A 21,750-nucleotide genomic window follows, 5' to 3' on the forward strand; every position below is an offset into this window, starting at 1 on the left:
TTGTCAGCAAAAAAACTGAACCACATTAAACTTATGAAACCTGCCGCACCTGTGGATTGCAAATATGATATAAGCCCATAGAGGTAAATCCATACACTTTCCCTCCTAAGAATTAAATGAAATTTCTTTCATCTTACATGAAGGTCTTCTTTCTTTTGTTTATCCAGTGTAATACTTAATAATATGTTGATGAATGCAGCTGGAAAATATATAAATCCCACTCCAAGAATGCCTAGTATCGTACTTAAACTTACTATGTAATTCTTTGTCATCGTTTGACTGTCAATCAATATTAGAAGTGAAATCAATCCAGCTAAAACACCTATAAACCAAGCATCGCCAACAGCATAAGAATCATCCAGCATCCCTAACCATCGCCCCAATATAGAGCTCCCAATGGCAGTCAAACTGGATAAAAATATGAGTGCTTTCATTTCTTCTCCTCCTTTAAAGCCAATCAAACTGGTAGAAATCGGCCATTGAATCCCCATTATCGAATGGTTACCATTTCATTTCCACATTAACATTTTAAAGCTCATTACAATACGATTCAAGCAGAAAAACCCTACATAACGTATATATAGGGATTTAATAAAACACAGGCCAAAATTCAGCTCTATCTACTTTAAAAAGATATGAAGGGCAGCTGTGTGATCTGTTACGTCTTTACGTACCGGGATATTTCACAACAGGCACTTTCTTCTTGCGCAGAGAATCAAGCATGACTGATCCAGCATTCAAGTTGCTTTGTACTAATTCTTTAGGCGTCAATGCCATCCACTGATTGAGTGACACATCTGCATAGCGGTTACTTTTGAACATTTCTAAAAACCATAATGTTTCTGTACCAGTGTTTTGTATATAGTGTCCGGCATTAGAAGGCACGTATCCAACGTCGCCTGCTCTATAATCAAATGTGCGGGCAGTCCCATTTCCGATAAATACCGTCATTCGTCCCTGTCCTGTTAGATAATATTGCCACTCATCGCTATTGGGATGCCAATGAAGCTCTCTCATCGCGCCAGGCTCAATCTGAACAAGTGCAGCGGCTATCGTTTTTGAAATTGGGAAGTTAGAAGAATCCACAATTCGTACACTCCCCCCTGGCATTTGAATTGGGGGTTGATTTAACAGCTCGTGTTTAAAGGTCATGGGGACTTTTCCATATGGTGACTGAATGTCTTCACTGGCGACTGATCCCGGCACATTCCCTTGGTAGATATAGACTTGCTCAGACGGAAGAGAGTTGAAAGCATTCTCCGGGACACCGAAATTTGCAGACAGAACATCTTTTGGTGTGTGTGCAAGCCAATCTGAAATGGTTAACGTTGAAAACTCAGAAAAGTTCCCATCATCGAAAACGAGCAGAAACTCGCAGTGTTCCAATCCCTGTATGGAATGCGGAATTCCTGCCGGGAAGTACCAAAGGTCGCCGGGACCAACATCAGCAATGAAATTTCGTCCGTCTTGGTCAACAGCGGTGATACGTGCCCGTCCCAAAAGCATATAAGCCCACTCCGCTTGCTTATGCCAATGAAGCTCGCGGACGCCTCCCGCAGTTAAGCTCATGTTTACACCTGCAATCGCAGTCGAAATCGGAAGCTGTCTTACGGTGATTTCTCTTGACCAGCCGCCGTGATCTAATTTCATGGGAGCGTCTGAGAATGAAAATCTCAAGTTAGGAATCATACCCTCATCTGTAACAGGCGGAACAAATATATTCGGATTTTGAATATCCCGTATTATATTTCGCGGGCCTGTATCAATAGCTCCAGCTCCATCACTTCGAATAGGCTGCGGCACGTTTCTGTCTTCATGATTGATTGGTTGTTGTTCCAACAGCATGCACCTCGTTTTAGAAATGAACAAGATTTTATTTCAGCCTATGCAGAATCTTAGATTGCTGTGCCTAGGAATCCGCAAATAAAAAAGTGACCACCAATGTGATCACAAATACATCAAATAAACTATTTTTTATACCATGGCTTCTTATGTAATTTGATTGCTTCTGTCTGTTTTTTCTGGCCTGTCCTCCACTCCACTTTTACTAATACATCATGACCTATCACTTCATCTTCAGGCATATAATCAAAGGTGGAAATATGGTCCTCCATGCGTCCCCCACCCGGCATTTCATCACCTGTGTACTCCGATAAGTCGTACTCATCTACGTTATCATCTTGATACTTTTCGCCATCTACATACAGAGTAATTCTTTCAACAACAGTCCACTTTTCTTCCTTCTTACTCCCCTGCCAATATAGATTTAGAAAATAATTGGGTCCAATTGAAGTTTTGTCTGATTTTTCAAGGTTAGACATCCACAGTCCGCTTTTCCCGCTGCCCTCATATTTCACTTTGTTCCCTGACACCATTACAAATAATGTGATGATGCAGATGATCAAGAATCCAGCAATGATCAATAGCCATTTCTTAATATTGTTCTTTTTTCTCATGTTTTTCCTCACTTTCCTAACTTTTTAGTAGGAAAATACGATCAAAATGTTACCGAAAAGAAAATAAGAAAGGGCTAATGATCTAACAGATGACTGTCTAAACTTTTGACTTAAATTAAAGTGCTTTCTAAAGACAAGATTAAAACGTATAACAGCTCTTAAATGCATTTTTTGTTTCATTGAGTCAAGAACCTTAAAATGGCTTTTTATTATTAAAAATCAAGCTAGTGTATTAAGTAACTTTTCAAATTTATTTATACTCATGATCTCGTGAGTCACAAATCTCCCATCAAAAAAAACGCTAAAAGTTGTCCAAATAGCTGGTGACTTTTGTGCCTCTTCTTTCGATGATAACTGAATTGACTGAAATTGAACCCCTTTCTTTTCAGTCAATTCCCGCAAATCATTTATCATGCCCACTGCAAACGGACACTGAGCTGTATAGTATATCGTAATCCCCTTTTCATTGATAGAATCACTTTTCACCTGGCTCTTAAATGCAGGAGAATCTGCAAGGCCATTCCAAGTCAAAGCCATTAATTGAAAATAAGGGGCAGCTTCATCTTGTAGAGTAAACCCCATATGCTCAAAGAAATGCTTATCACTTAAATAGGGCAGTTTTTTCTTGCCTGCGATATGGATAATGCCATCCATGCCGCACGCTTTCGCATCTGCTATACATTTGTCCAACAATCGTTTCGCATGACCGTTATTTTTATATCTGCCAGACACCCACAGACAATTAATGTACATAAAATTAGGCGCATTGATAGGCACCCATGCCTCATTCGCAGGTAGGTATTCAATAAAGACTTTTGCCCGTTCATGTAAGCGATAGAACACCAATCCTTCATCCATTCGAGCTTTGAGCCATCTCTTCTTTTCATTAACTGCATGCTCATATTGTTTCGTGCCTAATGCACAGCAAATATGATTGTCTTCAATATTGTCCTTTGTGATTTCAATGTAGCACATCTCCTCTTTCCCCCCTTTAACATAATTACATGGAATTCAACTTCACACTTTACATGCCTAATAGAATAAATACCCGTTCCAACTTAAATACTTTTTCTTTTCCATTTTGCCAATTAACTGTAAAACCCTTCTTTTATTCAGATATTATCTTGATTCCTATATCACCCATTTCAAATCCAAAGTGTGTTCATCTTTGAGGATTAGATGCACTGCTTATGCTATAAATACAGTACACGAAGTTTTTTATTTGAAGTAATATTTGTTACGGGACAGCAATAGTAAATAAGTGATAAAAGGGGAATTAAACTTGGTGGAAAAATGTTATTCTTGTTTAATTTGCGGATACAAAGGATTAATTCAAAATCCTTTGTATAAAGGCGAGTATCAAAAAACGTTTGACATTTGTCCATGTTGCGGTTTTGAATTTGGCTACAGTGAGGATCATGATGTGAGGTTAGGTTTTATTGTAACTCCTGATCATTTAATTGAGGCTGCATTTCAATTGTATCGCAAACAATGGCTTGAGAGCGGGATGGTAATTGCTCATCCGGAAGATATTCCAGAAGAATTGAAAAATGGCAATTGCTTAAAATTTGAAGTTTTGTTGAAACAATTGAAAAAACTAAATCTTGACATAGAAAATTTTGAAATTAGCGGTTTTTAATGATGAAACAGGTTGCACTTGTTTAGGTTTCACTGTCATTATCAGTAAAATGTTAAGTTGAAATGCGCAGTCAGTCACAAAGTCTCTATTCGTATTCAATAAAGACTTTGTGATCATCGACAAACATTTCACTCCCATCGGATAAAGTATCCAAAAGGCCTCCTCTGGTTCTTCTCTATAGTCATTAATCACAGTCACTTTGACATTTGACTCAGCTATGATTGGTTTTCCAACAATTTTTCGTTTTTTCCTCAGGCAAAGTAAGAGATCGAATCATCAAAGCCATTCCATCTTTACTGTCTAATTAACGCCATCTTCAGTGAATTTAAAGGTCTGTTTTAAATTGCGTCCTTCTTGCCCCTTCTGTGTCCAAATTATAACAACCTCTAATTCAGAGGCCTTATCTGCCAGCATAAAATGATTGAACTTCAGCGGTGAGCCATCATTTAAACTTTCAGCTAACATTTTAGAATCTTCTTTTGGTTTGACACAATTTTCATCGGGACATCCAAAAAGCGAAAACCTTGTGATTGAATTAGGGTCATTTCTATACAATTGCACATCCACTGTAGCTGCTTTTTCCCCTATATTTTTGACTTCCAAGGAATATACTTGATATTCTCCTTTATGAGGTCTCGTAAATTCCTTTACATTTTTTGCTTCACTTACTTTTACTGACCACTGGTCTGTTTTTTGTGTAATAGGCAACACCGTAAAAGTCAGGGCATGCGCTTTTGATTGGCAAAACGTAAATCCAACTGCTGTAAAAACAATTACAGAAAATAATACCCTTTTCACTTCATTTATCCCTCCTTCCTTTCACTGGCCGCTCCTTAAAGAATTGATTTTGAGCAATCTACAAGCTCTCTTAACCAAAACCTTACCTGAGGTTTTGTCTTTACTGCTCTGCATTTATTTCTTTCGGTATCCGAGAAGGAGCTTTGGGGATTTTTCTCAATCTGCTGTTAATCACATCAGAAGAGTATAGCGTAATAATCATACTTCCCCCATACCTTTTTGCCCGAATTAAGATTGGTTGGTTATATTGGTTTTGAAAGCGAAAGTCAGGACCTCCCCAGCTTACCGTCGCATCCCGTCCGGGCGGTACATATGGTACACTTCTAGTATGAGAATAGCGCTGAACGATCTGCAGTCCTGCACGATCTACTGCATTAAATAGAGTTGAGGACACCTGACAAATTCCTCCTCCTACACCTTCAGACAACTCCCCTTTTACAATAATGGGTGCACTTTTATATCCTTTGTTCCGAGTTCTCATTCCCACAACTTGGTTAAACGAAAACGTCTCATTAGGGAAAACAACGTGATTGTCGATTGCTTTTGCAGAAAGAGAAATATTGTGTGAACGGCTTTTATTGCTTGAGTTAAAATACGTCACGTACTGACCAAGCTGCTGCGTACTGATGTGAGCTAGCAGCTCGCTGTCAACTTTCGGATAAATGTTCATTTCCGGCACTTCTATCTTGGAGGGACCTTGCCCATAAAAATACGCATAAAACTTTTCCATAAACGCCTGTTGATACAGTTTGTAGCCAACCCTGCCCGGGACGATGCTTCCATGATCGTTAAGGACAGCATTTATCGGCTCACGGTACACTTTCTGATCAAGCTGTTTGATGAATTTACTGTATTTTTCATAGTCAACCATTGGAGTGCCGGGAAGAGGCATTGTAAAGTCTTCACGGTTAACAGTGGCAATCGTCCGTCCTTGCTGTGTGACCGTTAAACTGTCCTGCGGCTCACTCGGCTGAGCCAATAAAAAAAGACCAGTGATCAAAATTTGTATCATAAGTCGGTTTACCTCCCAATCATTAGTATGAACAGCCGCTTATCCTTTGATGTATTTCTTCCCATCGTTTGTTTGAATCTTTAGACGTTGATAAAAACCTTCATAAAAGAGCTTAGCTTTATGTTCACACCGATCCCTGAGCTCACTGAGGCACACGGTTCATTCAGTCGGCAAGTTTGAAGTAGTTCAGCATCTCCCAGTGATGAGGGATGCTTTTTTGTCTTGTCAAAAATGAAAAGGGTCTCCTATAACAACAAAAAATCAATCCATTTCAATATTTTTTTATTGAGAAACGATAAATTTTTTGTTACATTCAATTAGACAACAAATAAATGAGGTGCTTGTTATGAATCGAATGTCGACAATTTTTTTAAAGATAGCTTTGGTTCTTATTGGAATTCCAATTCTTGCTTTATGCATTTTTTTAGTGCCTAAGGTAGCCAACTATTCAGCAGAATTATTTCCAAATATCGCTTATATAAAATATCTCGTTTTCATCTATTTGTATGTAACGGCGATACCTTTTTACTTTGCTCTTTATCAAGCGTTCAAACTTTTAAGCTATATTGACAAAAACAAAGCTTTCTCGGGTTTGTCTGTAAGAGCTTTGAAGAATATAAAATATTGCGCAGTCACTATCAGTATCTTTTACGCAGCAGGCATGCCTGTCTTTTATCTGATGGCCGAGATAGACGACGCCCCGGGTATCATTGTGATCGGATTGGTTATTATTTTTGCTTCAATGGTGATTGCGGTCTTTGCTGCTGTTCTTCAAAAACTGTTAAAAGAAGCGATTGATATAAAATCAGAAAATGACTTAACGGTCTGAGGTGATGACATGGCGATTATTATCAACATTGATGTGATGCTTGCTAAGAGGAAAATGAGCGTAACAGAGCTTTCAGAGAGAGTTGGCATCACCATGGCTAATCTTTCGATATTAAAAAACGGAAAAGCAAAGGCTATTCGATTATCAACTTTAGAAGCGATTTGCAAGGCTTTAGAATGTCAGCCCGGGGATATATTGGAATACCGAAGTGATGAAGACACAGGATTCGTAAAGAAAAAATATGAAGGATCAACAGAAAAATAAAGTGATTGGCGGTGAGCTTATGGACATAAACTTATATCCATCTAGCTGCTATACTAAGCGTCCCTTTCATACACGAAGAACACAACTATGGAGGAGGCATACATCATGAGAGCCATAAAACAAATCGTCCATTTTGGCTGGGAACAAGCCCTTTCATGTTTGTTTCCTGCCGTTATTTTTGCCTCTTTGGCTATTACGCAAATCATCCCACTGCCCTTCTTGCCGCGGTATGACTGGCTGCTCATTATCTGCGTTCTCATGCAATTGTGGATGGTGCGTTCCGGTCTTGAGACACGGGATGAATTAAAAGTGATCACATTATTCCACCTTATTGGGCTTGCTCTGGAACTTTTTAAAGTCCATATGGGCTCCTGGTCTTATCCAGAAGAAGGATACTCCAAAATATTTGGAGTACCTTTGTATAGCGGCTTTATGTACGCAAGTGTAGCCAGTTATTTGTGCCAGGCATGGAGAAGGCTTAAGGTTGAACTGGTTAAGTGGCCGTCTTTTTTTGCAGTTGTTCCGCTTGCCGCAGCGATTTATTTGAATTTTTTCACCCACCATTTTTCTATAGACATTCGATGGTGGTTATCAGGGCTTGTCATCATTGTCTTTTGGCAAACATGGGTTACATACGAGGTGAATGGAGCTCGTTACCGTATGCCGCTCGCACTTTCTTTTATACTCATCGGATTTTTTATATGGATAGCGGAAAATATCGCTACGTTTTTTGGAGCTTGGAAATATCCAAACCAAATCGATACATGGAGTCTCGTACACCTTGGAAAGGTAAGTTCATGGCTCTTGCTAGTGATTGTTAGCTTTCTTATAGTAGCATCATTAAAACAAGTTAAGGAGCAGAGTCCCACAAAGGCAGAGATGGATGAATCTTTTTCTTAGCATACGCATACAAGCTCCCAAATAGAGTGAAAAGCAACGTTCAAATGGTTGCTTTTTTCTTTTATGTAACTCTGCCGGTGAGTATTCATCTTCTTCAAATTTCATCGCAACACGATAACTGATTCAGATTACAACTGCTTTCAACACTTTGACAAACTCATGCGCCGCCGGCGTTATCTCTTCAAATGAATGTGCGATGACGCCAATATCGCGTGTGACCCTAGGAAAGATGTCCTTTTTAATCAATTGATGCGGGACGGATGAAAGTGTAAAGTTTGAAATGATGCCGATACCCAAGTTATTTTTGACCATATTAATCAAGGTTTCGGCATTTTGCACAGTTAAGTTTTCCTTTAATTCGATGTTGTATTGCGAAAATGCGTTTGACATCGCGATTTCATGACCGCCTTTACAAAAAATGAGGTCATCTTGATATGTTTCAAGGTCGACATGCTTTTCAAGTTTTAATTCGTCACGCTGCGGCGGGATGACGGCCACCATATAGTCGTTACACAATAGCTGATTTTCAAACGGTTCAAATGGAGATGCTGCGATCCCGATATCAACCGTCCGATCTTCAACCCATCCTTTTATTTGGTCAGAGGTTCCTTCGATCAATTCTATGCGGATCAGCGGGTAGTTTGATCTGAATGCCGCAATCGCCTGTGGCATGATATTTGTTGAAACTGCAGGAAATGAACCAATTTTCACCTTCCCGTTTAACAGCTTGTTTTCCCGGTTGGCTACTTGATATATTTTGCTTTCAATTCCCTTCATTTGCCTCGCCAGCAGCAATATTTCTTTTCCGATGTCAGTCAGCATTAAACCATGATGTTTATCCCTGATCAATAATTTGAGCTGCAGTGAGCTCTCCAGGTTTTTTATCGCTTTACTTACCGCCGGCTGAGAGATGAACAATTCTTTTGCCGCTTCTGTAATATTTAATTTCTCCCCAACTTTTACAAATATGTGAAGATGGTTCATGTTCATAACCATTTGGTTATACCCCCAATAATAAAAATGTATTTCAGTTATACATAAATGTAACATATGATAGAAACCAGCACGATATTTTAACAAGAAAGGCGGCTTCATTATGGTAAAAGTTATGCTGGGAATCATATCTGTCACACTTATTTGGGGTTATACTTGGGTTGCGATGAAAGTAGGAATTCATGACATCCCCCCGCTTTTATTTTCGGGTTTGCGCCTGTTCATCGGAGCAGTTCCTTTATTTCTCATTCTCTTCATCCAAAGAAAAAAGCTTTCAATTCAAAAAGAACATCTCAAAAGCTATATCATCATGAGCCTGTTGATGGGGCTGGGCTATATGGGGATTTTGACGTATGGAATGCAGTTTGTCGATTCAGGGAAAACCTCTGTTTTGGTATATACAATGCCTATATTTGTTACGGTGATCAGCCATTTTTCATTAAACGAGAAAATGAATGTGTATAAAACGATGGGACTGGTCTGCGGCCTCTTCGGACTGTTATTTATATTTGGAAAGGAAATGCTCAATATCGATCAAAGCGCTTTATTTGGGGAGCTGTGCGTACTTGTGGCAGCGCTTAGCTGGGGAATCGCGAATGTGTTCAGCAAGCTACAATTCAAGCATATCGATATTATTCACATGAATGCCTGGCACCTTATGATGGGAGCCGTCATGTTATTGGTGTTTTCCTTTATATTTGAGGCGGTCCCTTCAGCCGAGTGGACATATCAGGCGGTGTGGTCATTGCTGTTTAATGGCTTGCTTTCCACCGGCTTTACCTTTGTCGTATGGTTTTGGGTGCTCAATCAAATCCAAGCGTCAAAAGCATCCATGGCATTAATGTTTGTTCCCGTATTGGCCCTATTCTTTGGATGGCTGCAATTGCACGAACAGATCACCATCAATATTATCCTCGGCGCACTGCTGATATGCTGCGGGATTTTTATGAATACATTTACATTTTCACGACGGAAAGTGTGAATGATATACATTTCCCCTGTCATTTGGGCTTCATGTGACAGGAGAAGACTATTACGAGAAAGTCTTCTAGAATCCTGACGACAGCCTATTAAACAATGAAAAAAGCTAATGTCTGCATGTAGACATTAGCTTGGCTGGCGTTTAGGCTGGTGAGAATCCAGATACTTTTTTATTACCATTCTGGCTGATCAAACTGAAAACCGTATAGACCTTTTACTTTAACATCTCCGCAATCTGGATCTTTTGTCAAAATCAAATAATGAGTCTTATAAGGCATCGTCTCAACTCGATCAGTTGCACTAAAATCAAAATGATCCCCCGAGAAGTTTTTTTCACTAACGGTTATTTCATATCCTGACAAAGTCATTCGCATGATTCTTGCGTTAATTGTACATCCTTCAGTATCGAAAATGGTGAATCTGTACCCAAAGTGAGATGTCCAATGGTTTGAATTTAGGTCATCAGACTTCATAAACCATTTTTCATTCTCTGTCATTGTAAAACTCACTTTCTCCTCATCTTTCACGATAACGGCCGAAGCTTCCCCTACATGGATAGTCAAAGCCAAAAGAAATGTAAAAGCTAACATCAACATCTTTTTCAAAAGAGTTCCTCCCGATATCTTTTACTTCAATATATTGGAAGGGTCTTTTCTGATCAAGACAGTCTTCTCCAAATGAATCTTTAGCACCATGAAATGAGCCTTAATAAGAACAGTTTTAACCCAAATCAACCTCTATTCGAAATAAGGCTTACCAATCTATATTCTTTTTAAAAGTTTCTGCATTTCTTTATTTAGCTCCTAGACACATATAAAAAATGCTCCTATAAGTTCAGGAGCACTACAAAAAACTGCTAAAGTGTTTTCTATCGATTTATTGTATTCATTAGCTCAAAGAAATATTCAGGCTTTTGAGTCTTATTTAGCTTATACCATGAACGCAATGTATCTGGTGCAAATACATCTAATTTTTTCAATACTTCTACCGCAAATTCCAGAGGAGCAATTCCTGATGCAGTAACCAAATTTTCATCAGATACTGCAGGCCCCTTTTCATAGAATGTTTCTCCTTTGTAATTAGGGCAGACCATATTCATATAGTCGAGGTCATTGCTTGTGTGCTTTCTCGAATTTAAGTATCCTTCATTCGCGAGGCCCAAGGTTGCCCCACAAATTGCAGCAATAGTCGTGCCGAGCTTTAAAGCGTCGCCAACTTTTTTCAAGATCGGCTGATGAATATCTTCTCCCCAAGTGTTTCCTCCGGGTAAAATGATAAGATCTTGACTCCCAAGAGTACATTCGTCAAGAGAAATATCTGGTTTTATGCTTAATCCTCCCAACGTAGTTATCATTTCTTTATTAACCCCTACTGTAACTACTTTTAAAGATGCTGCATCTTGTTTAAAGTATCTCCCTGAGTTTAGTTCCGCAATTAAATATCCATATTCCCAGTCTGACATTGTGTGAAATACGTAGAGATAAACTTTTCTCGTTTGCATCCAATAACACTCCAATCACAATTGATAAAGCTTTCTAATAGATGACTTTGCTGACAGTCATTGTCAGCTTTTTTGTTGATTCTATTCTTATGCCCTTGTTCTCCCAACTTATAAAAATATAAGATCAATTGATTCTATGTTTACTAGCGCAAAGGGGTTTGTTACACTAACTGTCATGGGAAACATTTCAAAGGTAATACAAAATCATTTGAATGAGGAGGCCTGATGAAGTTGAAAACTAAAGCGTCAATAAAATTCGGAATATGTGTTGGGCTTTTATGTTTAAGCATTACTGGTTTCACACCTTTTTTCAACTCAACACATGCCGAAGCAAAATCCATAGAAGACACAAACATGGCAAGCTGTATAACGAATAAAAAATTTGTTCAACTTGAGAAAAAATTTGATGCCAGGCTTGGTGTTTATGCAATTGATATAGGTTCAAACAAGACAATCGCCTATCGGCCGAATGAACGATTTGCTTACGCATCAACCTATAAAGTTCTAGCCGCAGCTGCTGTCCTGAAGAAAAACTCAATTGAAAAACTTAATGAAGTCATCCACTACAGCAAGGACGATCTTGTTACATATTCTCCAATCACAGAGAAACACCTAGATACAGGCATGAGCCTAAAAGAAATCTCGGAAGCGGCTATCCGTTACAGCGATAATACCGCTGGGAACATCTTGTTGCAACAGCTTGGCGGCCCTAAAGGTTTTGAAAAGTCACTGAAACAGATTGGGGATCATGTAACGAAAGCTAAACGATTCGAGACGGATCTAAACTCTGCGATTCCTGGTGATATTCGTGACACCAGCACCGCAAAAGCACTGGCAACCGATCTTAAAGCCTTCACTTTAGATAACACTCTCACGACTGACAAACGCATGATCTTAACCGATTGGATGCGAGGCAATGCTACTGGTGACGAACTGATTCGGGCAGGCGCTCCAATAGGATGGGAAGTCGGCGATAAATCCGGAGCCGGAAGTTACGGGACACGAAACGACATTGCTATCGTTTGGCCGCCAAACAGAGCTCCTATTGTTGTGGCAATTCTGTCAAACCGCTTTACGAAAGATGCTAATTATGATAATGCTCTTATCGCTGAGGCTGCAAAAGTCGTCCTTAACGATCTCAAATAATATGTTTAGCCTTTTGCCACAAAGGAAAAGACATTACTTTTTTAACTTCTACCGTTCATTTTTTGATGAACGGTTCTTTCATAAGACCTCTAGAATCATATATTTAAACACCACAAAATTAAACATTATTATAATTAACAGCAAGTTTTCATTTTATGGAACAAGTAAAGTTTGAATCTGACAAGAATTAAGACTAAGCACCCTAAAATCCGTTTTCTTTTCTTCCAAGAATATACTCCTTAGTGCAAGCCATTATAAAGATACAAGTGAACATACAATGCAGACAACTCTCTTAAGTCTCTTATTCTGTGACCAATTTGTAATACTCATGAATATCCGGACTCACTTCCAATATTTCGTCTCGTTCGAAGACACTAACATATCAAACCACTTGAATTAACATAACTGAACTTGATATTGGTCACTGGCAGTTTCAATGCAATAGAACAACATTTGTTGTCTCAGAGGTTATCTATATGAGAATTCAACAATTTTTTTATAATAATTCATATTTTTGTATCGTTGCACTTGGTGGATTTGACTCTTTTCGTGTATGGAACCACACTTTTATTTTTTCACCTCTTTTGAGATCATCTGTGTTATCAATCTCACTTAATCCTACAATTACTATGTTATTTTTAAACTTGTTCATAAGTTGTCCTTCAGAAAGATTGTAATCTTCTTTTCCTGGAGCTTTTGTATCGGTAATGAGAATTGCCCTTTCATTGTCTTTAAGCACGACATAGCCTACTAGGCTCTGCATCTTTGTTTCGTCTCCGTTTTGTTCATTTTTATTGCAGCCTGCAAGGAAAATAATGAGCATAATGAGCACTATCAAGCTTACTCCGATTTTAGGCATCTTTCTTCCTCCTCTTTAAACTCATCTTTAAAATAAACAACAGGATATCACCCAACCCATCTACTTCTTTTTGCAATTCATAACAGCAGCATACTCATTCTCCAATTCCTCAACCTTCTTTTTATTCTTTCTCAAATATTTGCATGTGGTAGCCCTCGATATTATCCGCTTACTCATTTTTGCGCTTTCAAATATATTATTGAAGGCCGCTTCTTTCTGGATTCCAGCATAAATATACTTATCCTTACTGTCGTTTACTATCGCAACTTCCATTAAAATCGAGATTTTTACTTTTTTTATGATCCATTATTCACTTCCAAAATAACTTCCAATTACAACATAATATATGTATAAATTGTAAATGGAGTTGATGTAATTGAAGATTAGGAAAATCTTATTGAGTTCTGCTTTATCCTTTGGCATGCTAATATCCGCGGTTCCCGCATTGGCTGCTGGCACTTCGTCTGAGGTTGCAGTAAAAAATGAAGAATATGATTATGACACTATATACCGCATTAGTCCTCTGCCAATGGACTTCCAGCCAACAATAGAATACAACGGTTATACTTATACGCTTACACGTCATTATTTTGATTACTCAATCGGGTTTTACACGGCTATTTATACAAAAGTTGTTTAAACTTATAAAGGAGCTTTTTAGCTCCTTTTTCTCTTGTTTTAAGCAAGGTATTTCTTTCTATGTGGTCCCCTATCAAATACAACATCAACATTCTCCAGTTCTCTTTGACACGAACAAAATCTAAAGTTTGGTTTTAAATGCTGGTAATAAAAAATTCACTTTAAAGAAGTGCCGCCCGCAAAATACGGCTTTTGTACACTACGCCAATTTTATATTGAAAAGCCAGACCTCCTCAAAGAGGTTCCAGCTTTTCTTAATGTGCTATCGATCTTCGTTAGTTCAACGGGAACTTTATCATTCGGTACAAATGCAGCCTCCCAACTTCTAGTTAGGGCTGATGGCGGAATATCTGACGGTTCTCTACACACATCAGACATTAGAAGATTTCAATGTAGCCTTCTGTACCATGAACGCGAATTCGTTGCCCATCTTTTATCAGCTTGGCAGCATTTTCAACGCCAACAACTGCAGGTAAGCCATATTCACGGGCTATAACAGCTCCATGGGTCATCAGCCCCCCAACTTCGGTGACTAGGCCTTTTATGGATACAAACAATGGTGTCCAGCTTGGATCGGTAAAGGAGGTAACTAATATATCTCCATCTTCTAAATCCGCATCTTCCATGTTTAAAATGACACGCGCTCGCCCCTCTATAACTCCGGAGGAAACAGGTAGACCTACAATCGCTCCGGCTGGGAGATTTTCTCGTTTATACTCACCTGTAACGATTTCACCATCAGACGTGATAACACGTGGTGGAGATAGTTTTTCATATAATGTGTACTCGTCTTTTCGTGTACTGATGATTTGATAATCCAGTTTATGTGTGCGCACGACTTCGTGAAGTTCTTCAAAAGTGAGATAGTATATATCTTCTTTTTCATGAATAACGCCCGCTTCTATGAGTTGTTCGGCTTCTTTCAGTAAAGCCTGCTTATAAACGAAGTATCGATTAACCATGCCGTATTTTGGATATTCCCTAAACCCGCTGAAATTCCGGATGATATCTATCGCTCGTTTTGTTTCTTTGGCTTTTTGTTCACCATCCGGTAATTGCTTCAATCGATCTAATAACTCTTGTTCTTTCTTCAAAGCTTCCTGTCGCCCTTGCTCAAATTTCCGATGGCCGACATTAGGCTCAAAATTTTTAATATTATTAAGAATCATTGGGACAAGTGTAGTTGGTTTTTCGCTCCATCGAGTTCTTGTGATATCAATCTCTCCGGTACATCGCATTCCGTATTTGCTGAGATAATCATAGATCGCGTCTCGGGTTTTGCTTCCGCCATCAAACTTAGCCAGTTCATCCAAAAAGTTATCATCTTTTACATGTTGTAAGTAATCAATTACCTCTGGATAAGGACGAATCACATCTGCGACGTCTAATAGCGCAAGACCCATTTCTGAAGTAATATTATGGGGTACAGATTGAGAAAGCGTATCTGCTGCGTTTTTTTCACCTAACCACTCGTTCATTTTTTCGTTAATCCATAATGAAGCATTCATAGCAGTTCGAATTAGAACCGAACTTTTTGGGTTAAATAAAATCTTCTTTAATTCCTGAATATCTTCCAGAATAAAACGAAATAAATCTGATCCTGATTTCGTTTGGATGTTTTGTTTTAACTCTTCTATCGATGTTTGACTGCTCTCAATCAAATCAGACACGATTGTCGGATCGTTTTCAACTTGAGCCGGCATATCTGCATTGCCTCTGCTGGGATTTGGTGCTGTTTTATCATTTGGTATCGACTTTATGAAATCTCGTCGCTTTATTATGGTCATAAGTGCGTCTTTTAAGAGCTGATCGTGCTGCCCCATGCCTTTTAAGAAAACTTCTCTGCTGTCAGGGGATGCCAGATGATGTGTGACATCAACAAATAGCCTTCCACCGGCTTTACGCATGGGTGCAACAGTCGTCAACAGAAAAAAAGACAATCCCAGTGGTTTTATGGGATCCGTCATCATTTGTTGATGACCAACAGAAATATAGACGTGATTTTCTTGGTCACTCGCTTCAGGGATGGGGAATAAAGTAGTGATTGGACGACTCTGTACAATATAAAAAGTATCGCGGGCCAAACACCATTCGATATCTTGCGGCTGGCCGAAATGAGCTTCGATCTGTCTTCCAATGCGTGCCAGCTGTAAAATTTGTTCATCAGTCAGTGTTTGAGCCTTTTGCTGATCAGAATCGATCTGCTGTGTTTCTGTTCCGCCTTCTTTTCGTCCGTAGATAGCCATTTTTTTAGTTGCTATTCTCTTATCGATGATTTGCCCATCCTGTACTTTAAAACAATCGGCAGATACCAAGCCAGAAACCAGTGCTTCACCAAGTCCAAAACCGGCATCGATGGATAACACCTTTCGGTTGGAGGTAATCGGATCAGCGGTAAATAAAATCCCCGAAGCCTGAGGGAAAACCATCCTTTGAACGATAACGGATAAATAGACTTGGCTGTGGTCAAATCCATTTTGCATACGGTAAATAACCGCGCGATCCGTAAATAGGGACGCCCAGCATTTACTGATATGCTGCAAGATTGCATCGACGCCGGTAATATTTAAATAGGTGTCTTGTTGACCGGCAAAAGAAGCATGTGGTAAATCCTCAGCAGTCGCACTAGAACGCACGGCATAGGCATGTTCCTCGCCAAACTGGGAGAGATATTGAGCCACTGCTTTCACAACATCGGAAGGAATGTCTACTTCCATAATGATTTGCCGAATCTTCCGGCTGATGTTACCAATCTGATCTCGGTCCTCAACTTTTAGCATGGTCAATTGATCCAACAACACTTGTAACGTTTCGTTTTGTTCGATGGCTTTTTGATATCCTACTGTTGTGACACAAAATCCTTCTGGTACTTGTATACCTTGAATTTTTGATAATTCCCCTAAATGTAACCCTTTTCCTCCAACGAGCGAAAGCTGTGTTTTTTCAATTTCATGTAAACCGAGAACCAAAGAACTCATTCTACATCTCCCCTTCAAAAAAAAATATTGACAAGAGCTTCCTAGCAGGATATAATAAAATTATAAGATGGATATCTATAACTTTTTAACTAGAAAGCGCACGTAGTGTGATTATATCACCGTGTCTGTTTTTGTGCAATATAAAAAGAACCTGGGAAATTTCACCAGGTTCTTTTCTTAATTTCCATAGCTAGTCGCATTAAAAAACTTGGTTTGAGCTGATTCAATCCTCTAAGGAAATCCTAAAGTTGGGTTCTTTTTGAACTTACTTGCTTTGTTCGTAGAGTCCCCATTCATAAATTGGACTTTTTGTTCTTAACAGTCCCACCTTTAACTAGTATAAAGTTATGAGGATCTGGTTAACTACTAGATATTTTTATTTTGAATAAGGCTTATGTTTGATAAAGAAGGGTTATGTAAAGGTGTCTGTTGTGAGCAAGCGCTGACTACAAAAAATTGATAGCATTCTCATTTAAATACCATTCTATTAACCTATAGGGAAAGTTTTAAAACCAGATGGAGAATACCCTACCTCCAGCAATTCCAAGGCCGTTCACCTAGTAGAAAACAACCTTTAACCATTACTAACGATTTTAATAATCATTGATTATAAAACTTCTCAAGGAACGATCAGCAGCCCGTTAGCTACCCCTGATTAAGGATGATCTGTTACCACACTGTTACGTTAGAACTTCCACTACTTTGATATCCTTCTGTCGCCATGACTTGGTAAGCCCAATTACTGCCCAGATTCATTCCATGGCTCTTCCATGCGTTCACATGATTGCTGAAAGTGATTGTAGCGTTGCTTCCGGTTGGTCTCTTCGACTGGCGAACACTCCAGTACTGCGTAAAAGTAGTGCGATCGCCATCAATGGAAGGTGCGTTATAACGTGTAGTTGTATATATGTCATATGTACCCCCATCACTTTTTACAGTACCTTTATACGTTCCAGTAGGTCTATAAGTACCCCATGAATCCACTACATAATATTCTATGAGAGGTGATCTCGTCCAACCATATAAAGTTAAATATCCATTGCCATTCGGCGCCCAAACTCCGGCATTATAGTTTATCGTCCTAAATGGCGAACCTGTAGTCCAACCTTTACCAACAACAAAATTTCCGGTATTAGACCAATTAACACTGTAATTCCCGCCAGACCCATTGACAGCGTTTACTATACCGCCCCCATCAGTCCAATTTTGCCAGTAGTCTGTGCTAGCTGCAGAGGCGGTTGCCGAAAACAAGCTAATACTCATTAAAGCTGCCGATAATCCAACTAAGAAATTCTTTTTAAACTTAAACATATGTTACCTCCTATAATATTTTTTCCGACTTTGAGGTAGCACTCGTATACATTTAAAACATTCTTAATTACTAACGCCAAAGCTTTTGATCGTCCCCTTCAGTATAATACCACGAATTCATGAGCAAATATTAAAAGTATTTGTAATTCAATTACAAATACCTAGAAACACATTATAAGTGGTCTTCTTCCACCATATCCTGATCCTTTTTTCGCAGGATCACAATTCTTGTTTCTAATTCAGATGGAGTAATATCTGCAATGAATTCCCATTGAACCATTTCAAATAAAGGAGATATACATTAGAGATTGTGAAATTATTGTAGCTGCCGCTTGTCTAATGAAGGGAAGCAAATTTATGAAGAATATGAAGAACTGAAGAAGAAAACAATTAAGGTTATACTAAGAAAGAACTGCTCAATTAAAATTATTGACCAAATTTGAGGATGATAGCTTAGATCAGTTTTACAAAGAAGTTGCAAGATTTTTATTTGAAAGGGCTCTGAAAAAGAAAAAAAAGAATTGACAATCAGGGTAACTGTGGGATGTAACCGAGCCTCCAATTCAAAATAAATATCTTTAACTTTCTTTTTTTATTTAAAGAGGGACTGTATATCCCTCTTTAAAATTAAGCTTTAGATTGCTGCTGAAAGTAATAAAAATTGTACTTTTGATCAAACCCTTCTTCGCTACCACAAAGAAAAATAATGAATTCAATAAATGCGATAATAGAGGGGATACCAGTCCAGCAAAACAAAATATATAGAATACCTTGTCCTACTCTTCCCAAATAAAACTTATGTATTCCCAGACCCCCGAAGAAAAATGCTAATAATGCCGCTACAATTTTGTTCTTCTTGCTTACCATGACTTCCTCCTAGTTCATTGCTACCATTTTTAAAGTAATGCTTTCACATTATAATGCATTTTCCGCCAGAAATCGTGAAAATTTTGAAATTCTTTTGAGATTTTTTATTTTATTGAGAAATGAAAGCTCATATAATTGAACTAGATGGTTTTGGGAGGCATTTATTCAAAATGTATTGCCAAAGATTACGGCAATTACGAAAGGCACACAAATTAACAATGGAACAGTTAGCTGAGAAAATTGGAATTGCAAAATCAAGTTACGGCGGGTATGAAGCTGAAAGCAAAAAACCACCATTGGACAAGTTGGTTATTTTAGCTAGACTATATGATGTTTCAGTTGATTACATACTTGGATTAACAGATGATCCTGATCCTAAAGTGGAAAGAAAAAATCTAAAAGAGTTTTTAGAAAAACCAGATATTCACTGGGATGGATATAAACTTACCCCTGAGATATTAGATCCTATACGGAAAATTTTGAAGTTGGTTACTGCAAACAACAATTAAAAAAGCCCTCATAAGGGCTTTTGCATAAAACAATTATTTCATTGAATTTTCTGGACTCATTTCAAGAAGTTTATTCATGATGATAGCTAAACTTTCACCAGCTTTTTGTAGCTTCTCACCTGCTTTTATCAGAGTAATTAAAGCACTTAAAAAGTCCACTAAGCTATTTTGATTTATTGCAACTGTTTCTTTATAAGCTTTGTAAGCTTCTTCAAACTGATCAAATTGCACACCTTTCATAGCAACAACAGCTAATTTATCTGAAATATTTCCATATGACTCTGTTAAACTAAAAAATCTTTTGACATTGATTAGTAAGGCAATGCACTTTAAATAATCGTGCCCCAGACCAATATGTAAATTGCCTGCAGCAAACAGCAAATCGTTCAAAACTGTGTACGGTTCACCATTCCTTGCAACTGTCTCAATCCCTTTGTATAAGTATAATAAAAAGACAAATGAATTTTTATCTGTGGAACGCTCAGGTAATAAGGACACTATAATAACTTACTTTAAGCCAAAACATCCAAATAAAAAGGCTGGTTATAATTATTATAAAAATCAATAGGAACTATAAATATATAAAGAGGGATTGCTATGCCAAAATTATATACATGTTTAATTTGCGGATATAAAGGATTAATTCAAAACCCATTAAACAATGATGGTGAGTATCAAAAAACATTTGATATCTGCCCTTGCTGTGATTTTGAATACGGCTACAGTGAAGATCATGACGTAAGCTTAGGTTTTATTGTAACTCCAGATTATTTAATTGACGCTGCAATTCAGTTATACCGAAAACAGTGGATTGAGAATGGAATGAAAACTGCAAATCCTGAAGATATTCCAGAAGAATTAAGAAACGGTGACTGCTTAAAATTCGAGGTGTTGTTAAAGCAATTGAATAGCCTAAATCTCGATACTGAAAACTTTGAAATCAAGGGATTTAATGGTTATTAAGCAGATCCAAGCCCCCATATGGGGGCGTTCTTATTATTGTACAGTCTATCAGAACTATTTATAGAAAAACTATTTAATGTATTGTATAAATATCACTGACCTTTTCTTTCTCCATTCAACTTCCTTAACCCTCAACTGTTTGCTGCTGCATCACATTCCTCCTTTTTGATTTTTGTGTATCAAGCCTGTACAATATTCAAAAACCCTAAAGGATGATGAACATGTGTGGCAAGTTCACTTTATTTTCTGAGTTTGATGACATCATTGAGCAATTCAACATAGATCAATTCTTACCTGAAGGTGAATATCACCCTAGCTATAATGTCGCTCCTTCACAAAACATCCTGACAATTATCAACGATGGATCTAATAACCGTCTGGGTAAACTTAGATGGGGTCTTATCCCTCCTTGTGCTAAAGACGAAAAGATCGGTTATAAAATGATTAATGCTCGTGCTGAAACATTGGCCGAGAAACCCAGCTTTCGAAAGCCGCTCGGAAGCAAACGTTGTATCATACCGGCTGACAGTTTTTATGAATGGAAACGCCTTGATCCAAAGACTAAGATTCCTATGCGGATTAAACTTAAATCGTCGAATCTCTTTGCTTTTGCCGGCTTATATGAAAAGTGGAACACGCTAGAAGGCAATCTGTTGTACACTTGCACAATCATCACAATAAAGCCTAGTGAGCTTATGGAAGACATTCATGATCGGATGCCAGTTATCCTAACTGATGAGAACAAAAAGGAATGGCTAAATCCTAAAAATACTGATCCTGATTATCTACAAAGCTTGTTGCTGCCTTATGATGCTGATGACATGGAAGCATATCAGGTATCTTCATTAGTGAATTCACCTGAGCTCATTGAATCCCATTAAGTACCACTGCCATATCGCTTTATATACCACCTCCTCTTAGCTAATATGTTCTAAGTAGGAGGTGGTATTTTGTTTGTATCTCCAATGCTATTGCATTCAATAAAAGAGCCTTTTGATGACGAGAGCTATATCACTGAGCTTAAATTATCAAGACTAAAATTAAAATAAGGGCTCATACATAGTTGATATATATAATATGTATTGAGACCTTTATTGAACAAACG

The 21,750-nt window shown here is 38.2% G+C and carries 26 protein-coding genes and 2 pseudogenes; 12 read left to right on the forward strand and 16 right to left on the reverse strand.

What is annotated here, in order from left to right:
- Positions 1-128: 128 nt before the first annotated feature.
- The 5 genes from NST22_RS10290 to NST22_RS10310 all read right to left on the reverse strand — a co-directional run bounded on the left by NST22_RS10290 (position 129) and on the right by NST22_RS10310 (position 3,431).
- Positions 129-434 carry a membrane protein gene (locus tag NST22_RS10290; protein ID WP_004399414.1) on the reverse strand — a complete coding sequence of 102 codons (306 nt, stop codon included), beginning with the start codon at positions 432-434 and terminating at the stop codon, positions 129-131.
- A gap of 232 nt (positions 435-666) precedes the next feature.
- Positions 667-1,845 carry an oxalate decarboxylase gene (gene oxdD, locus NST22_RS10295; protein ID WP_003231409.1) on the reverse strand — a complete coding sequence of 393 codons (1,179 nt, stop codon included), beginning with the start codon at positions 1,843-1,845 and terminating at the stop codon, positions 667-669.
- 122 nt (positions 1,846-1,967) lie between these two features.
- Entirely contained in the window at positions 1,968-2,456 is a 489-nt protein-coding gene (locus NST22_RS10300; RefSeq protein WP_004399262.1) for a YdhH/YoaO family protein, read from the reverse strand.
- A 24-nt stretch (positions 2,457-2,480) separates the two neighbouring features.
- A complete protein-coding gene (locus NST22_RS10305) occupies positions 2,481-2,636 on the reverse strand; it encodes a hypothetical protein (protein WP_119123063.1) in 156 nt (51 codons plus the stop codon).
- Between the two features lie 39 nt (positions 2,637-2,675).
- Positions 2,676-3,431, reverse strand: a complete 756-nt coding sequence (locus NST22_RS10310; RefSeq protein WP_003231406.1) for an N-acetyltransferase — start codon at positions 3,429-3,431, stop codon at positions 2,676-2,678.
- Between the two features lie 307 nt (positions 3,432-3,738).
- Here NST22_RS10310 and NST22_RS10315 point away from each other — a divergent pair, with 307 nt between their 5' ends.
- The gene (locus NST22_RS10315; RefSeq protein ID WP_009967392.1) at positions 3,739-4,095 is read left to right on the forward strand and encodes a hypothetical protein; all 357 of its coding nucleotides are present in this window, start codon (positions 3,739-3,741) and stop codon (positions 4,093-4,095) included.
- On the opposite strand, the gene NST22_RS10320 is transcribed toward NST22_RS10315, so the two are convergent.
- The 3 genes from NST22_RS10320 to NST22_RS10330 all read right to left on the reverse strand — a co-directional run bounded on the left by NST22_RS10320 (position 4,054) and on the right by NST22_RS10330 (position 5,905).
- Complete coding sequence (locus NST22_RS10320; protein ID WP_010886525.1) at positions 4,054-4,293, reverse strand: hypothetical protein; 240 nt, start codon at positions 4,291-4,293, stop codon at positions 4,054-4,056. The two genes, NST22_RS10315 and NST22_RS10320, sit on opposite strands and share 42 nt — an antisense overlap.
- Before the next feature lie 102 nt (positions 4,294-4,395).
- Positions 4,396-4,893: a hypothetical protein gene (locus NST22_RS10325; protein ID WP_003231402.1), complete on the reverse strand. Its 498-nt coding sequence runs from the start codon at positions 4,891-4,893 to the stop codon at positions 4,396-4,398.
- Between the two features lie 100 nt (positions 4,894-4,993).
- Complete coding sequence (locus NST22_RS10330) at positions 4,994-5,905, reverse strand: VanW family protein (protein WP_003231400.1); 912 nt, start codon at positions 5,903-5,905, stop codon at positions 4,994-4,996.
- Positions 5,906-6,251: 346 nt separating this feature from the next.
- Between NST22_RS10330 and NST22_RS10335 the strand changes: the two genes are divergently transcribed.
- The 3 genes from NST22_RS10335 (at position 6,252) to NST22_RS10345 (ending at position 7,898) form a co-directional block, all read left to right on the forward strand.
- The gene (locus tag NST22_RS10335) at positions 6,252-6,734 is read left to right on the forward strand and encodes a DUF2975 domain-containing protein (RefSeq protein ID WP_004399412.1); all 483 of its coding nucleotides are present in this window, start codon (positions 6,252-6,254) and stop codon (positions 6,732-6,734) included.
- Between the two features lie 9 nt (positions 6,735-6,743).
- Positions 6,744-6,998, forward strand: coding sequence for a helix-turn-helix transcriptional regulator (locus NST22_RS10340; protein WP_003231396.1), 255 nt, complete (start codon positions 6,744-6,746; stop codon positions 6,996-6,998).
- Positions 6,999-7,103: 105 nt separating this feature from the next.
- Positions 7,104-7,898, forward strand: a complete 795-nt coding sequence (locus NST22_RS10345) for a DUF817 domain-containing protein (protein ID WP_004399435.1) — start codon at positions 7,104-7,106, stop codon at positions 7,896-7,898.
- Positions 7,899-8,021: 123 nt separating this feature from the next.
- Here NST22_RS10345 and NST22_RS10350 read toward each other — a convergent pair whose 3' ends face one another.
- Positions 8,022-8,894 carry a LysR family transcriptional regulator gene (locus NST22_RS10350; RefSeq protein ID WP_004399248.1) on the reverse strand — a complete coding sequence of 291 codons (873 nt, stop codon included), beginning with the start codon at positions 8,892-8,894 and terminating at the stop codon, positions 8,022-8,024.
- A gap of 100 nt (positions 8,895-8,994) precedes the next feature.
- On the opposite strand from NST22_RS10350, the gene NST22_RS10355 reads away from it, so the two are divergent.
- Positions 8,995-9,873, forward strand: coding sequence for a DMT family transporter (locus NST22_RS10355; protein ID WP_004399570.1), 879 nt, complete (start codon positions 8,995-8,997; stop codon positions 9,871-9,873).
- 172 nt (positions 9,874-10,045) lie between these two features.
- Here NST22_RS10355 and NST22_RS10360 read toward each other — a convergent pair whose 3' ends face one another.
- Both NST22_RS10360 and NST22_RS10365 read right to left on the reverse strand, forming a co-directional pair.
- Positions 10,046-10,477: a hypothetical protein gene (locus NST22_RS10360; RefSeq protein ID WP_004399438.1), complete on the reverse strand. Its 432-nt coding sequence runs from the start codon at positions 10,475-10,477 to the stop codon at positions 10,046-10,048.
- Positions 10,478-10,740: 263 nt separating this feature from the next.
- Positions 10,741-11,373, reverse strand: coding sequence for a type 1 glutamine amidotransferase family protein (locus NST22_RS10365; RefSeq protein ID WP_003231388.1), 633 nt, complete (start codon positions 11,371-11,373; stop codon positions 10,741-10,743).
- 225 nt (positions 11,374-11,598) lie between these two features.
- On the opposite strand from NST22_RS10365, the gene bla reads away from it, so the two are divergent.
- Positions 11,599-12,519, forward strand: coding sequence for a class A beta-lactamase (gene bla / locus NST22_RS10370; protein WP_003231385.1), 921 nt, complete (start codon positions 11,599-11,601; stop codon positions 12,517-12,519).
- Between the two features lie 496 nt (positions 12,520-13,015).
- On the opposite strand, the gene NST22_RS10375 is transcribed toward bla, so the two are convergent.
- Complete coding sequence (locus NST22_RS10375) at positions 13,016-13,378, reverse strand: DUF3221 domain-containing protein (RefSeq protein ID WP_003231383.1); 363 nt, start codon at positions 13,376-13,378, stop codon at positions 13,016-13,018.
- A gap of 376 nt (positions 13,379-13,754) precedes the next feature.
- Here NST22_RS10375 and NST22_RS10380 point away from each other — a divergent pair, with 376 nt between their 5' ends.
- Positions 13,755-14,018, forward strand: coding sequence for a hypothetical protein (locus NST22_RS10380; protein ID WP_009967400.1), 264 nt, complete (start codon positions 13,755-13,757; stop codon positions 14,016-14,018).
- A gap of 376 nt (positions 14,019-14,394) precedes the next feature.
- Here the strand turns inward: NST22_RS10380 and ppsA are convergent, their stop codons facing one another.
- The 3 genes from ppsA to NST22_RS10395 all read right to left on the reverse strand — a co-directional run bounded on the left by ppsA (position 14,395) and on the right by NST22_RS10395 (position 19,173).
- Complete coding sequence (gene ppsA, locus NST22_RS10385) at positions 14,395-16,995, reverse strand: phosphoenolpyruvate synthase (RefSeq protein WP_003231379.1); 2,601 nt, start codon at positions 16,993-16,995, stop codon at positions 14,395-14,397.
- Between the two features lie 669 nt (positions 16,996-17,664).
- On the reverse strand, positions 17,665-18,306 hold the full coding sequence (gene xynA, locus NST22_RS10390; RefSeq protein WP_003231377.1) for an endo-1,4-beta-xylanase XynA: 642 nt from the start codon (positions 18,304-18,306) through the stop codon (positions 17,665-17,667).
- Between the two features lie 627 nt (positions 18,307-18,933).
- Entirely contained in the window at positions 18,934-19,173 is a 240-nt protein-coding gene (locus NST22_RS10395; RefSeq protein ID WP_003231362.1) for a TM2 domain-containing protein, read from the reverse strand.
- A 170-nt stretch (positions 19,174-19,343) separates the two neighbouring features.
- On the opposite strand from NST22_RS10395, the gene NST22_RS10400 reads away from it, so the two are divergent.
- Complete coding sequence (locus tag NST22_RS10400) at positions 19,344-19,682, forward strand: helix-turn-helix transcriptional regulator (RefSeq protein WP_009967401.1); 339 nt, start codon at positions 19,344-19,346, stop codon at positions 19,680-19,682.
- Positions 19,683-19,715: 33 nt separating this feature from the next.
- Here the strand turns inward: NST22_RS10400 and NST22_RS10405 are convergent, their stop codons facing one another.
- Entirely contained in the window at positions 19,716-20,072 is a 357-nt protein-coding gene (locus NST22_RS10405; RefSeq protein WP_004399488.1) for a hypothetical protein, read from the reverse strand.
- A 46-nt stretch (positions 20,073-20,118) separates the two neighbouring features.
- Here NST22_RS10405 and NST22_RS10410 point away from each other — a divergent pair.
- The 4 genes and pseudogenes from NST22_RS10410 to NST22_RS10425 all read left to right on the forward strand — a co-directional run.
- Positions 20,119-20,250, forward strand: a pseudogene (locus NST22_RS10410) (SAR2788 family putative toxin); the annotation flags it as partial.
- A gap of 29 nt (positions 20,251-20,279) precedes the next feature.
- Positions 20,280-20,645, forward strand: coding sequence for a hypothetical protein (locus NST22_RS10415; protein WP_003231354.1), 366 nt, complete (start codon positions 20,280-20,282; stop codon positions 20,643-20,645).
- 221 nt (positions 20,646-20,866) lie between these two features.
- Complete coding sequence (locus tag NST22_RS10420) at positions 20,867-21,526, forward strand: SOS response-associated peptidase (RefSeq protein WP_004399318.1); 660 nt, start codon at positions 20,867-20,869, stop codon at positions 21,524-21,526.
- Between the two features lie 69 nt (positions 21,527-21,595).
- Positions 21,596-21,688, forward strand: a pseudogene (locus tag NST22_RS10425) (ATP-dependent DNA ligase); the annotation flags it as partial.
- Positions 21,689-21,750 lie beyond the last annotated feature (62 nt).

This window comes from Bacillus sp. PS237, assembly GCF_037963345.1.
Classification (GTDB): Bacteria; Bacillota; Bacilli; order Bacillales; family Bacillaceae; genus Bacillus; species Bacillus subtilis.